This window comes from Leptospira montravelensis, from assembly GCF_004770045.1.
Lineage (GTDB): Bacteria > Spirochaetota > Leptospiria > Leptospirales > Leptospiraceae > Leptospira_A > Leptospira_A montravelensis.
This window is the reverse complement of record NZ_RQFO01000011.1, coordinates 158,032-170,980: the sequence shown is the minus strand read 5'-3', so window position 1 is coordinate 170,980 and position 12,949 is coordinate 158,032. Positions and strand designations below refer to the sequence as shown.

The window sequence follows — 12,949 nt, the reverse complement described above, 5'->3', positions numbered from 1 at the left end:
ATTCTAATCCGGTACCAGATTTTCTCTTTTGGCGATGGCCAACACTTTCTCTGTGGCCCTTATGACCAAACGAGATGCCGTAGAAACCGAAACTCCCAAGACCTCAGCGATTTGCACTAACTGAAATCCTTCCACATTTTTAAGTAATAAAGCCGAACGTTCTTCTTCTGACAGTTCTCCCAAAAAAGAATAAAGCCTATCTTCTAAGTCTTGGTATTCTGCTCTCGTTTCTAGTTTTGGATTGTGGCTATGAAACTCGATTTCATCAGAGACAATCTCTTTTGTTGTGGAAAATTTTTTAGCATAATTGATAGATAAATTGCGTGCGATGGTATACAAAACCATAACGGACTTCTCTTCCGAGAGGCCGGCTTCGCTATAGTGCTTATGGAAACTTAAGAAACTATCCTGCATCAAATCCATTGCCGTGTCCGCATTTTGAGTGTACTTGTAGAGGAAGTCATAAATACGTTTATGGCTTCTTTCATAAATTTGACTCATAGAGACAGCTTTGTCTGACACAATCTTGTATGTGTTGGTAAAACCGAGTCTCTGACAAGTAAAATCCCGTTCCTCTCTATAAAAGTAAACAAACAGGAAAGGTCAGATTCTCAAGGGAACCAGATTATTTTTCTCTTAAAAGGGCGTCATTTGCTGCGTTTTTATAAGCACCAATCATTGTAGGATAATTAAAAATGTGTTCGGTAAAGTACTCAATGGGTGCCTTCAGATTGACCACACATTGCCCGAGTGCAATGAGCTCTGTTGCTTTGTCAGAAATGATATGCACTCCCAAAACTCGTCTGGATTTTTTATCAAAAAGGATTTTTAAAAGCCCCACTTGGTCCCCGCTGATTTGGGCACGTGTAATGGTGTCAAATTTTGCCATTCCCACTCCATAAGAAACCCCACGAGCTTTGAGAGCTTCTTCTGTAGGTCCAATGGTTGCAATCTCGGGAAGAGTATAAATTCCAATTGGAAATTCTTCGGAATCTACAGGAACAGAAGGATGACCAAACATGTGTTTTGCGACGTATGCACCCTGATACATAGAAACAGAAGCTAAACTAGGAAATCCTATGACATCCCCACAAGCATAGATATTGGGGTTATTGGTTTGATAGTTTTCATTCACCAAAATTTGTTTTCGATCATTAGGAATGATTCCCACCGATTCTAAACCTAAATTATCGACATTCCCAAAACGTCCGCGAGAAATGAGGACTTGATTGACTCGGACCACCTCGCCTCTGTTAGTCGTGAGTTCAAAACCTTCCTCATTGGGAAGTTTGTTGTACTTTGTAATGGATGAATCCACATGGATTGAAATCCCAGACTGTTGCATAATCCGAGTCATTTCACTTGATACATCTTCATCTAAAAAACCAAGGATTCGACTTTGGGAATCGAAAAGGTGGACCTGCACGCCTATGTGCGCAAAAATCGTGGCGTATTCTGATCCAATGATTCCTGCTCCTACCACTGCCAAAGAGGTAGGCATCTTTTTCATTGCAAAGAGCCCATCACTGTCATATACGAGTCCATCTTCAAATGGAATATTTTCATTCGTTGGCCTACGAGGACTACTGCCCGTTGCTATAAGAATGTTCTCGGTTTCATAAACTTTTTTCCTACCAGCAGAGTCTGTGACTTCTACGTGGTGGGCATCTACGATCTTTCCCCAACCGGTAAGTGTCGTGACACGGTTTTGGATCATTTGTTCGCGGGTGACATCTTCTTCTTTTTCAATCACAGTCCCTGCACGAAACATCAGTTCCTGCAAGGTAAGCATGGCCGGTTTGGGTGATTGTAGTCCGTGAAGGTTGGACAATTTTAAGTTACGATAGAACCTACTTGTTTCTTGTAAAGATTTGGAAGGGATGGTTCCGTAATGGACACAACCTCCTCCCAAGTAAGGGTCTTTCTCTATAATGGCTGCTTTTTTTCCCATTTTGCTTGCTTGGATAGCAGCTTTTTGTGCGGCAGGACCGCCCCCGATGGCGAGTAAATCGAAACGATTGATGGACATTTGCTAAAAAAACAATACCGACAAAGTGGAAAATAGCAAGGAAAAATTGACAATAAGATTCTATCACAAAGTTCTTTGATATTTTTCACCTAACAGAGCAAAACGTGGAATACAAAAAATCTTGCTTTGAAAAGTCACGATCTCATGTTTCATTCATCCCTATGGAATTCTTTAAAATGATCCAATCCGGACTCACTTCAGTCTGGAAAATCCTTTCCGAAGGAATTAGAGCCAAACTTGCATGGTTTACTGGTACCTTAATTGCCCTGACCATCCTTTTACTTTCCATCATCACGGTTCGCCAACAGACGGCCATCCTCTCTGAGAGTTATGAAAAACAAGCAGCAGTCTCCAAAAATTTTATCGCAAGTTTGGTGATGGAGATTGAGAATATTTCGCAAAACTTAATTCGGATCGAAGAATTCAAATCTAGAATAGAAAAACAAAGAGAAGAACTAAAAAAATATCGAACTGCGAAAGTAGTGACCCAAAAAAAAACGGTATCTGTCTTCGGATTTCAAACCAATCTCTTTGGTTCTCTTGGAACTTCCAAAGTGATAAAAAAAGTGGATACCTTTTTTTCCGTATATCTGACAAAAGATGATGTAGATGTATTGGAAAGAGAAATTCGCCACCAACTTAGAGAAGCAGCAAATCGAAATATCAGTGAAAAAGAATGGAATACACTTGTTAGTTTAGCTTCTTCGTATGTTCGAAATGAAGCTAAGTATATTGAAATTCAAAAACAAACTCCACCAGAAGATCCAGACGAAAAATTAAAATGGGAAACGAATTTAAAAAATCTAAAAAAAGAAATTCGAAATCATAAATCACAACTAGATCTATTTATTGCAAAGTTCTATGCTGATTCCAAAAAAAGAAAATTAGAAGAACTGGGTCTTGATACCAAACTCTTTCGCATCCAAACCTTTCCACTTTCGGCAATGATCCAAGGGGAAACTTCCCTTGCTTCCTTTGATACACAGATCATAGACAATACATCTCCACTCGCTAAAATGGACCAGTTTGGACCAATGGAAGAAAGTTTGGTGGAATCCTTCCAACGTTTATCTGATGATATTTCGTCCCTTGACGAAAATGAAAAACAGTATGTTTACGAATGGGAAGATAGAGAAATCCAAGCCCTTCATTCTCCCCTCTTTCGACACCAGAATTCAACCAAAAGAGCATTTAACCTAAGTAGTATTAAATCTAGTTTAGGAGATTACAGAGAAGTCATCAAGGAAGATTACCGAATCACAAAAGAACTAACAGAACTCATTCCAAAACTGAGAGAAAGAATCCAGTTTTTGAAAAATGCAAAACCTCCGATTCCACCTGCAAAGGACAAACTTTTTACCAGTTTTTATAAATCTTACGGTGAACTCATAGCAGAAAGAGACAAAATTTTTGACGAAGTTACGGAAAACTACCCCATTCCCTTAGAAACTTGGGAAAAAATTGAGGCCTTGCGCAGTTTGCGAGATGTCACCTTGGAAGACTGGGTTTTGATGAAATTCAAAACAGATCCCACTGAATACGAACGTTATTACCAAGATCCAGAAGTTCGAGAAATCCAAAGGAACCGTTGGAAAGCCATTCGCAAATGGATATTAAATGCGGAACAAGAAACTCCCACAAAAGAACTAAAGAAACTATTCCCGGATGGAAGTTTTGGTCATTCCCGAAGTGAATCAGAAGAGATCATGTGGAAGTTAGATGGGACTCATCTTTTGGAATCGGAAAATGTTCCCAATCTTGTTTTACGTGATAATTTTTCAGGCCTGATTCGAACATTGGTTGATAGGACAGATGGAATTCGTGCCATCAAAGACAATAGAAATCAAATTGTATTCACAGCCATTACCATTTGTTTGGTGGCAATTCTATTTGCTATTTTTATCTCTGGAGTGGTGGTTCAAAAAATTCGAAATATCATTCGAAGTGCAGAAGATGTTGGCCAAGGGAATCTTCACGTCCATTTTGATGATGGAGGGAATGATGAATTTGGGAACCTAACAGTCGCACTAAACCAGATGGTTTCCGGATTAAAGGAACGTGAAAAAATGCGAGGAGTTCTCGGAAGTATGGTGGACCCGGTGGTGGTCGGGGAAGCCCTTAAAGATTTAGAAAAACTAAAACAAGGAAGTGAAAAAATCATCACCGCCTTCTTTTCCGATATTGCTGGATTTAGCACCATTTCTGAAAAATTAAATTCAAAGGAACTTGCCAATCTTCTCAATGAATATTTATCAGCAATGACCATCATCTTAAAACATCATGATGGAGTTTTGGATAAATACATTGGGGATGCCATCGTGGGAGTATTTAATGCCCCACTAGATGTAGAGAATCATTGTTTAAAAGCTGTATCTGCCAGTGTTGAAATGCGTGATAAACTTGAGGTATTAAAAAAAGAATGGATCGAAAAAAATAAATACATTCCAGAAGCCCATACGATGAAGTTCCGCATTGGACTAAACATGGGTTATGCGAAGGTTGGGTTTATGGGAACCGATGCCCTAGCTTCTTATACAATGATGGGTGATACTGTTAACTTGGCGGCACGGTTAGAAGCGGCTGGAAAAGATTATGGAGTTTGTATTTTGGTTTCGGAATTTGTTCATGATGAAGTCAAAGACCATTTTTTTACAAGAAAGTTGGATATTGTGCGAGTGAAAGGAAAATCCAAACCCGTTACTTTATTCGAAATCCGAACCAAAAAAGGCGATGAAACAGAAGAAGATCATAAATTCGTGGAAGCCTACGAATCTGCCCTTTTCTCTTATTTGAATCGAAAGTTTGAGGAAGCAGGGAAAAAATTCTACACCTTACTGACCACAAATGGAGATGAAGCCTGCAAACTCCTTTGGGAAAGGTGCCAATATTACTTAGAAACTCCCCCAGAACCAGATTGGGACGGTGCATTTACAAGGACAAAAAAGTAGGAAATCTGCGAAATATTTCAATAAAATGGAAATTTCATCCAATAAAGTATAACATTTTCTTGCATTTTCAGAGGTGGATTTTAGAATTGGAATCACTCATCTTACAGGAGACAAACTATGGCACTACGTTTAGGCGACGAAGCACCGAATTTCCAAGCGGAAACCTCTGAAGGCAAAATTGACTTTCATGAATATTTAGGACAAGGTTGGGGGATTTTATTCTCTCACCCAAAAGACTACACTCCAGTTTGTACTACAGAACTAGGATACGTGGCAAAAATTAAACCAGAGTTTGAAAAACGTAATGTAAAAGTGATCGCACTTTCCGTTGACCCTGTAGACAGCCACAAAGGTTGGATCTCTGATATCAACGAAACACAAGGTACCAAAGTAAACTACCCTATCATTGCGGATGCAGATCGTAAGGTATCAAACCTTTATGATATGATTCACCCGAATGCAAGTGAAACAACAACTGTTCGTTCTGTATTTGTTGTAGGACCTGACAAAAAAGTAAAATTAACTCTTACTTATCCTGCTTCCACTGGAAGAAACTTTGATGAACTTTTACGTGTGATTGATTCTTTACAACTCACTTCACAGTTTAGCGTAGCAACTCCTGCAAACTGGAAAGATGGCGAAGACACAATCATCGTTCCTTCTGTTTCTGATGAAGATGCTAAGAAAAAATTTCCTAAGGGATTTAGAACCATCAAACCTTATTTGCGTTACACACCACAACCAAATAAGTAATTTAAACTTGGCGGGTTTTTTCACCCGCCTATTTTATACTTATGCATATCAAACTAAGTCGCATTGAATCTCCATACGTATTAGAAGCAACGAATGAATCTGGTAATTCCATTCTTATTGATGCCTCCCCCGAAATAGGCGGAAAAAATTCTGGTCCAAGGCCTATGGAACTTTTGATTATGGGTCTTGCTGGATGCAGTAGCATTGATGTTTTGATGATTCTAAACAAACACAGAATCGAAGTAAAAGACTATTCCGTAGAAGTCGATGCAGACAGAGAAAAAGTGGAAGAAGCCAATCTATTTAAAAACATCCATTTGAAGTTTAAAGTAAAAGGTGATTTTAAAGAAGAACAGGTAAAACGTGCAATTGATCTTAGTTTAGAAAAATACTGTTCCGTTGCCAAAACACTCGAAAAAACCGCAAAAATCACTTACGAATTTGAGTTAGTTTCTTAGTTAATCCTTTCGCAGTTTGGCATTGGAAAGTTTTACCAATCCATTACAATTAATGAATCCGTGATCTATTGATTCATTGTAGATATTGCTGAGATTGGTAAGGTATCTTATTACTTATTTTAATTCGTTCAAGTCCCAATTGTATTCGTTATAAACAATTTTCGCATCTGGTTTAATTGTTTCTTCAAACCCTTCCTGCAAATATTGAATGAGAGTGGTTTTTTTTGTAAAATCTGTTTGGAACCAATTAAAAATTTTACTTAAATACAAAGTGTTTGTGGATTTATCGTAAGAATTCTTTTTGGGATTTTTTAAAAACCCAAGTTTAGCAGATTGGAGTTGTTTCTCGAGAGTCATTGGTGTGTAGGATTCAGAAACTAAAATGGGACAACCAATGGAAGCACAAACAATGGCAAAGTGAATCCTAGGTTCATTAAAATCCTTTCTTAACTTTTCATGTTCAATCCAATCTAGATGTCTGGATTTGCCAAGGAGAGTAAAGAATTCTTTTTTCCAAGGGATTCCACGCGCTAAATTAATTTTGGAAAATGGAGATCCAATTTCAGTAATGCTTTCTACAGGATAATGATCCAATATTAGTTTTACTGTGAATGCATTGTATGCATTGATTAAAAAACTAATTTTTTCTTTTTCATTAAAACCTTGGTATTGGGCTTCTGTTACCTTAGAAAGCGATTCCAAATACTGTCGAAAAGTGCCCTCTTCCGATTGAATTCCTTTATAAGAAACAAGTCCATTCTTCACATTCTTTTTTAGGATGGAATCCCAAACAGAATGTTTATGATCAAAACCTTGGGCATAAATGCCTTGCCATAAGCCAATACAAAGGAACGAAATGAGAAACTGTTTCATAAAGACCATCCAAACAGTTAGACTGATCCGAATTGGGTGTACCAAGGAAAATTTATGATAAACTGTTCAAATATCGACTGATTCCTTGGATCACTGGTGCCGGAATTTCATGACCACCATTAAATGCGATAAATTCACCTAGTAGTCCTGCGCTACGAAGTAACTTCTCTAATTTTTTAGCATTCGCATAACCAAGGATAGGGTCAAATTCTCCGTGGGATTGGAAAAATCGTAAAATAGATTTTTTAGGTGCCAAATCTTTCCAAAGAGATTCATTCACAAGTGCACCAGAAAGAATCATAAGTCCTTTAGATACATCTTCTTTTCTAAGTGTTAAGTCTGTTGCAAGCATAGCGCCTTGGGAAAATCCACCAAGGATTAATTGGTTCCAAGGGACTCCAAGAGCATCTAACATCAAGTAGGCGGCCTGTCTTGCTACTTCCATTCCTTCTGGGTCTTTATCTGCAAAATTTCTGAAATCATTTTTGCGGATTGCTTCTTCCAAAGCTGCCATATCAATCGGGAACCAAGCACGACCCGAATACCCTGGCATAAGAGGAACACTTAAATGTCCATGAGGAAAAACCCAATTGAATTTTTGGTCTGTGACTAATACTTCATGAATGGGAAATAAATCAAATGCACTGGCACCATAACCATGAAATAAAACCACCGTTGGTGCATCAGGGTCTCCTTTGACTCGCAGTACTTGTAAAGGTCCAAGAGGTTCTAATTCGTTTTCATTTTCTAACATAGTTTAACCGAAAAGAGATGGTTGGTCCTGATCTTTCGTTTCTGAAACAAAGTTAGTAACAGAAATTCCTAAGAGCCGAATTTTTTTGAATGGATCTGTATTTTCCTTCCAAACATTTGCCAACAAATTCGAGGATTGTTGGAAAAGGTTGTCTGCCAAGTAGAAAACGGAATCGGAAGAAATAGATTTTTGTTTCACTGTAAAATCTTCAAATTTTGTTTTTAAAGTGAGAGTTTTTCCTTGTTTGTTTTTACGTCCCATTCTCTCTTCTAATTCCTTCGATAAGGATTCTAATGTAAGAATCAAAAAAGAAAAATCTCCAGAATCATGGGAAAAGGTAGTTTCTACTCCAATCGATTTGGGATCGCGAAAAGGAATCACTTCCCGGTCATCAAGCCCTCTTGCCATCCGGTAAAACACAGCACCCATCTTTCCAAATTCTTGAATTAAAATAGATTCCTCCGCTTCGCGGAGTTCTGAACCCTTTGTATAACCTAATTGGGAAAGCCGTTCGTAGGTTTTTTTCCCGATCCCAAAAAAATGATTTAAAGGTAAATCAGCCAAAAACTTTTTTTCTTCCCCAGGCAAAACCACATAAAGACCGTTAGGTTTATTTTTTTCAGAAGCCATTTTAGCTAAAAACTTATTTTGAGCGACTCCTGCTGAACAAGTGAGTCCGGTTTTTTCAAATATCTTTTTTCTAATTTCTTTGGCAATTGTACTCGCAAGAGGAATATTCAATTTATTAGATGTTACATCTAAGTATGCCTCGTCTAAAGATAGTGGTTCTACTAGGTCTGTGTATTCTAAAAAAATGGACCGGATTTCTTTTGAAACCGATTTATAAACTTCAAATCTTGGGGGAGTAAATATAGCTTCAGGACAAAGTTTATAAGCCTGGTAACAAGAAATAGCGGAACGAACCCCAAACTTTCTTGCTTCGTAACTGGCAGCACAAACCACTCCTCTCGAATGCGGAGATCCACCCACAACAACAGGTCTCCCGCGCATTTCGGGAAAATCTCTTTGTTCCACTGACGCATAAAACGCGTCCATATCAATGTGGATGATCTTTTTCATTTCTCTTGTCTAATAGAAGCAAACGAAATCAAAAATCTCTTGCCAAATGTTTTTTTTATCAAATCCTTCATGAATTGTGCACACGAAGCAAGCGGCAAAGATTTTGGTTGTCGATGACAACGAAACAAATATTGAAATTATTACGCATATTTTACTGAATCAAGGATATGAAGTTGCAGTCGCTTATGACGGCGAATATGCTTTAGAGCTGGCAGAAGCACTCGACTTTGACTTAATTTTACTGGATATTCTTCTTCCAGGAATCAGTGGGCTTGATGTCGCCAAACAACTGCTTTGTATGGATAGATCCAAAAATACTCCTATCCTATTTTTATCTGCCTTAAATGAAACGAGTGATATAGTCAAAGGATTGGAAACAGGAGCTGTCGATTATATTACAAAACCTTTTCAAGAATCAGAAATTTTAGCCAGGATCCGTACCCATATAAAAATCAAAACTTTAGAAAAGGAAAGGATTGATTTATTACAGGCAATTCAGAAAGATTTGGAACTTGCAAAATCGAACCAAGAAAATTTAGTCACTTTTCAGTTCCCACCTTCTCCTCTTTATCAAATTTATACTTCCTATAAACCTATGGAATTGGTTGGTGGAGACCTTATCACCTATGATTTGTTACCTTCTGGAGATTTAGATATTTTATTTGGAGATGTAACTGGCCACGGAATTGCCGCTGCAATGGTTTCTCTAATGGCCATCATCACCTTTAAAACTATGGATAAATCTTTTTTATCACCTAGCGAAAGTTTATATTGGATTCATCACACTCTTACGCCTCTGATTAGTACTCATTTTATCAGTGCTATCTACTTAAGATATAAAGCCGAAGAAAACTTACTCTCTTATTCGATGGCAGGACACCATAATATGTTTCTAATTCGTGATCAAAAGATCATAAAACTAGGAACAAAAGGATTTTGTCTCATGATGTTTCCTGACCAACTGAATACGGAAAACGAAGATATTTTTTTAATTTCAGGGGACAGATTATTTTTGTTTTCCGATGGAATGTTTGAAGTTCCCAATGAAAACGAAGATTACCTAGGTGATTTAAAATTTTCTGAAATCATTGAAAACAGAATTCACTTGCCATCAAAAGAATTCCTCGAATCGGTTCAGGAAGAAGTCCTGGTGTATTCAAACGGAAAAGTGGCAGATGATATGACTATGTTATTATTGGAAATCAAATGATCGATGAACTCTTAGCGATTTTGATTGCTTCTGGATTGTTGTTAGTCGCCTATTATTATCACAATGCATACAGGAGAGAAAAAAAACTTAGGTTAATCCTTTTTAGAAAGAATTTAAACAATTCAGAAGAAATAGAACGCACCATCCGCGAAAAGGAAAAACAATACCAAGATATTTATGATACCGCAAACTCAATCATCATTCGATGGAGCCCCGATTTCAAAATTCATTCGATCAATCCTTACGCGGAAGAATTTTTTCAAATTGGAAAAGAAGATGCAGAGGGTAAAGATGTAGTTTTAGATTTGTTCCAAATACCTTTCGAAAAATCCAACGAAGTAAAGTCCCAGTTATGGAATATCTTCCATAGACCGGAACAAAATATTCGACAAGAATATGATGTTTTTATTGGGAAAAATGATAAACGCACGGTTACTTGGTCAAATCGTATTTTAAAAAATGAATTTGGGTATCCTTACGAAGTGTTATCAATTGGAAACGATATCACTAATCGAAAAATAGCCGAAGAGAATTTAATGAAATCCTATGAAAGGATTTTGGATCTATATAATAACGCACCATGTGGTTATCACTCATTAGATAAAAATAATATAATCGTTTCCATAAACGATACAGAACTAGATTGGTTAGGTTATACTAGAGAAGAAATTGTTGGTAATTTTAAATTTAACGAATTACTCACGGAAAGTAGCCGAGACAAATACCGACTGATAACAGATTCATTTCCTAATGAAAACCTAACGGGCGTAGAATTAGAGTTTGTGAGAAAGGACAAATCTACTTTTTTCGTGAGTTTGAATACGACTGCAACTTTTGATAAAGCCGGTAATTTCATTATTAGCAAATCTACTGTCTTTGATATCACAGATCGAAAACTAGCGGAAGATAAATTAAACGACTATTCGCAAAAAATCCAATTACAAAACAAAAGATTACAAAAAGCTGTCGAAGCAGCAATTAAAGCAAATCGTTCCAAGTCCGCTTTCTTTTCTAAAATTACACATGAACTTAGAACTCCCCTTCATGCAGTAATCGGTTTTTCACAAATATTAGAAAAAGATCCAAACTTACCTGACCACCTAAAAGGTTATGTAAATTCATTGTATGAAAATGGAGTTCATCTACTTGGAATGATTAATGATATTTTGGATCTTTCAAAAATTGAAGCCGGCAAAATGACTGAATTTAGAGAACCGTTTTCTTTAGTGCAACTTTGGGACACTTTGTTCTCTATGTTCTCCTACCGTTTTTCGGAAAAATCCATTAGTTTCGAACTATTAAACGCTTCCGTAATTGTAACTTCTTATTACATAGCAGATCTACAAAAAATACGACAAATACTTGTTAACTTATTGGGGAACGCATTAAAATTTACAAATCAAGGATCTGTCAGCTTAGAAATTAAAATCGAAAGTGACCCAGGACATTCTTTTGATATGGTAAAGTTTATTGTTCGAGATACTGGAATTGGAATTCCTAACGACCAATTGCATTCTATTTTTGAAGCTTTCCAACAAACAGAACAAGGTAGTTCTTATAAGGAAGGAACAGGGCTCGGCTTATCCATTTGTCACCAGTTAGTGGAATTTTTAGGAGGAACCATAAGTGTAAACAGTATTCTCGATCAAGGTTCTGAATTTTGGTTTGAGATCCCATTAACACGATTAGATGTCATTCCAGAACCATTATTGCAAAAATCAAAAATTGGTCCCACACATACAAACCAACTTGAGCATGTTACAAAACCCGAGGAACCTGAAGTAGAATTTGTACAAACATTTTTGAAGGTATCTCCACCAGAATTAAAAAAAGAAATCTTACAATTAATCAGGATCCAAAACTTCGGCCAACTAATTGGTTTGTTAGATAAGATCCAAACAGAAGATAAAGGGAAAAAAATCTTAGAACAAAAAGTGAAAAACAAAAAATACAAATTCTTGATTGATTTAGTTCAATCCACTAATCCTTCAGAGTAATGATATTTATTTTTTGGTAACCCTTCGATTTTAACAAATCCGTTACAAAAACAAAGTTTTCAAAAACTGCCCTTTTATCCACTTCCAAAACGATTGAAGATTTTCCTTCTACATTTTTTGGAATAACGATTGTTAATGAATCTTTGTTTGTTTCCTTACTATCAATAAAAATTGTCCCTAAATGATTGATTTGAATTTTGAAGGTGGGAGTTTCTTCACCTATGGACTCTGTATTAGTTTTTGGGAGATCCAATTGCATAGTAGAGGTAGTTTCCGTAAACCTAACAGCTAACATTAAAAAAATCAACAATATAAACAATACATCTATCAGACTACTGATATCAATTGACGAATCTGAAATTGATTTACGGAGTTTCATGGACCTTTAGTAGAAAAATCATTTACCATTAGTTCGGAAATATATCGAATTTTGTTTTCTGTAAATCGATGAAAATACAAAGATGGGATCGCCACAAGTAGCCCTACAATCGTGGTGTTTAATGCATCTTTAATCCCACCAGCAAGTACTTCTAAACTAACTTTCCCCTGGGCTTCCATTGAGCCAAAAGCTGAGTTTATACCAATGACAGTTCCTAAAAGCCCTAGTAACATCGAAAGAGAAGCAATGGTTGGTAACCAACGGACGGTCCTTTCTAAGGGAGAAAAAAACAATTCCACTTCCGCTTCCGTTGGTTCTTTTGGGAAAACTTCCAATCTAAAATTTTTGTCTTCTAATTTCCTTAGTCCAAGTATGGTTCGAAAGAAAAAATAAAACGAGGAAAGAGAAAAACAAAAAAGAAGAACAAAAATCAAAATTGCGGGAATTGAAAATGTCCAATTCATGGAT

The 12,949-nt window shown here is 36.8% G+C and carries 12 protein-coding genes; 5 read left to right on the top strand and 7 right to left on the bottom strand.

Going from position 1 to position 12,949, the window contains the following annotated elements; genetic code table 11:
* Positions 1 to 3: 3 nt before the first annotated feature.
* Both EHQ31_RS08835 and sthA read right to left on the bottom strand, forming a co-directional pair.
* Complete coding sequence (locus tag EHQ31_RS08835) at positions 4 to 501, bottom strand: RNA polymerase sigma factor (protein WP_135568474.1); 498 nt, start codon at positions 499 to 501, stop codon at positions 4 to 6.
* A gap of 124 nt (positions 502 to 625) precedes the next feature.
* A complete protein-coding gene (gene sthA, locus EHQ31_RS08830) occupies positions 626 to 2,029 on the bottom strand; it encodes a Si-specific NAD(P)(+) transhydrogenase (RefSeq protein WP_135568473.1) in 1,404 nt (467 codons plus the stop codon).
* A gap of 176 nt (positions 2,030 to 2,205) precedes the next feature.
* Between sthA and EHQ31_RS08825 the strand changes: the two genes are divergently transcribed.
* The 3 genes from EHQ31_RS08825 (at position 2,206) to EHQ31_RS08815 (ending at position 6,188) form a co-directional block, all read left to right on the top strand.
* Positions 2,206 to 4,977, top strand: coding sequence for an adenylate/guanylate cyclase domain-containing protein (locus EHQ31_RS08825; protein WP_135568472.1), 2,772 nt, complete (start codon positions 2,206 to 2,208; stop codon positions 4,975 to 4,977).
* Between the two features lie 117 nt (positions 4,978 to 5,094).
* Positions 5,095 to 5,730 carry a peroxiredoxin gene (locus tag EHQ31_RS08820; RefSeq protein WP_002975579.1) on the top strand — a complete coding sequence of 212 codons (636 nt, stop codon included), beginning with the start codon at positions 5,095 to 5,097 and terminating at the stop codon, positions 5,728 to 5,730.
* A 41-nt stretch (positions 5,731 to 5,771) separates the two neighbouring features.
* Positions 5,772 to 6,188, top strand: a complete 417-nt coding sequence (locus EHQ31_RS08815; protein WP_135568471.1) for an OsmC family protein — start codon at positions 5,772 to 5,774, stop codon at positions 6,186 to 6,188.
* A 114-nt stretch (positions 6,189 to 6,302) separates the two neighbouring features.
* On the opposite strand, the gene EHQ31_RS08810 is transcribed toward EHQ31_RS08815, so the two are convergent.
* Genes EHQ31_RS08810 through dinB form a run of 3 tightly spaced genes read right to left on the bottom strand, consistent with a single transcriptional unit; the run spans position 6,303 to position 8,895 of the window.
* Entirely contained in the window at positions 6,303 to 7,061 is a 759-nt protein-coding gene (locus EHQ31_RS08810) for a DUF547 domain-containing protein (RefSeq protein WP_135568470.1), read from the bottom strand.
* Positions 7,062 to 7,113: 52 nt separating this feature from the next.
* Positions 7,114 to 7,815, bottom strand: a complete 702-nt coding sequence (locus EHQ31_RS08805) for an alpha/beta hydrolase (RefSeq protein ID WP_135568469.1) — start codon at positions 7,813 to 7,815, stop codon at positions 7,114 to 7,116.
* Positions 7,816 to 7,818: 3 nt separating this feature from the next.
* Positions 7,819 to 8,895 (bottom strand): DNA polymerase IV, encoded by a 1,077-nt coding sequence (gene dinB / locus EHQ31_RS08800; protein WP_135568468.1) that lies wholly within the window; start codon positions 8,893 to 8,895, stop codon positions 7,819 to 7,821.
* 76 nt (positions 8,896 to 8,971) lie between these two features.
* Between dinB and EHQ31_RS08795 the strand changes: the two genes are divergently transcribed.
* Both EHQ31_RS08795 and EHQ31_RS08790 read left to right on the top strand, forming a co-directional pair.
* The gene (locus EHQ31_RS08795; protein WP_135568467.1) at positions 8,972 to 10,105 is read left to right on the top strand and encodes a PP2C family protein-serine/threonine phosphatase; all 1,134 of its coding nucleotides are present in this window, start codon (positions 8,972 to 8,974) and stop codon (positions 10,103 to 10,105) included.
* Positions 10,102 to 12,102: a PAS domain-containing sensor histidine kinase gene (locus tag EHQ31_RS08790; RefSeq protein ID WP_135568466.1), complete on the top strand. Its 2,001-nt coding sequence runs from the start codon at positions 10,102 to 10,104 to the stop codon at positions 12,100 to 12,102. The genes EHQ31_RS08795 and EHQ31_RS08790 overlap by 4 nt, the downstream gene beginning before the upstream one ends.
* Here the strand turns inward: EHQ31_RS08790 and EHQ31_RS08785 are convergent.
* Both EHQ31_RS08785 and EHQ31_RS08780 read right to left on the bottom strand, forming a co-directional pair.
* Positions 12,086 to 12,481 carry an ExbD/TolR family protein gene (locus EHQ31_RS08785; protein ID WP_135568465.1) on the bottom strand — a complete coding sequence of 132 codons (396 nt, stop codon included), beginning with the start codon at positions 12,479 to 12,481 and terminating at the stop codon, positions 12,086 to 12,088. The genes EHQ31_RS08790 and EHQ31_RS08785 overlap by 17 nt on opposite strands.
* Positions 12,478 to 12,945 carry a MotA/TolQ/ExbB proton channel family protein gene (locus EHQ31_RS08780; protein ID WP_167481647.1) on the bottom strand — a complete coding sequence of 156 codons (468 nt, stop codon included), beginning with the start codon at positions 12,943 to 12,945 and terminating at the stop codon, positions 12,478 to 12,480. Before EHQ31_RS08780 ends, EHQ31_RS08785 begins: the two co-directional genes overlap by 4 nt.
* Positions 12,946 to 12,949: the final 4 nt, after the last annotated feature.

Bases quoted from the DNA above. Each gene is read 5' to 3' on its own strand.
- EHQ31_RS08835 (WP_135568474.1), bottom strand. From the start codon at position 501: ATGAGTCAAATTTATGAAAGAAGCCATAAACGTATTTATGACTTCCTC.
- sthA (WP_135568473.1), bottom strand. From the start codon at position 2,029: ATGTCCATCAATCGTTTCGATTTACTCGCCATCGGGGGCGGTCCTGCC.
- EHQ31_RS08825 (WP_135568472.1), top strand. From the start codon at position 2,206: ATGATCCAATCCGGACTCACTTCAGTCTGGAAAATCCTTTCCGAAGGA.
- EHQ31_RS08820 (WP_002975579.1), top strand. From the start codon at position 5,095: ATGGCACTACGTTTAGGCGACGAAGCACCGAATTTCCAAGCGGAAACC.
- EHQ31_RS08815 (WP_135568471.1), top strand. From the start codon at position 5,772: ATGCATATCAAACTAAGTCGCATTGAATCTCCATACGTATTAGAAGCA.
- EHQ31_RS08810 (WP_135568470.1), bottom strand. From the start codon at position 7,061: ATGAAACAGTTTCTCATTTCGTTCCTTTGTATTGGCTTATGGCAAGGC.
- EHQ31_RS08805 (WP_135568469.1), bottom strand. From the start codon at position 7,815: ATGTTAGAAAATGAAAACGAATTAGAACCTCTTGGACCTTTACAAGTA.
- dinB (WP_135568468.1), bottom strand. From the start codon at position 8,895: ATGAAAAAGATCATCCACATTGATATGGACGCGTTTTATGCGTCAGTG.
- EHQ31_RS08790 (WP_135568466.1), top strand. From the start codon at position 10,102: ATGATCGATGAACTCTTAGCGATTTTGATTGCTTCTGGATTGTTGTTA.
- EHQ31_RS08785 (WP_135568465.1), bottom strand. From the start codon at position 12,481: ATGAAACTCCGTAAATCAATTTCAGATTCGTCAATTGATATCAGTAGT.
- EHQ31_RS08780 (WP_167481647.1), bottom strand. From the start codon at position 12,945: ATGAATTGGACATTTTCAATTCCCGCAATTTTGATTTTTGTTCTTCTT.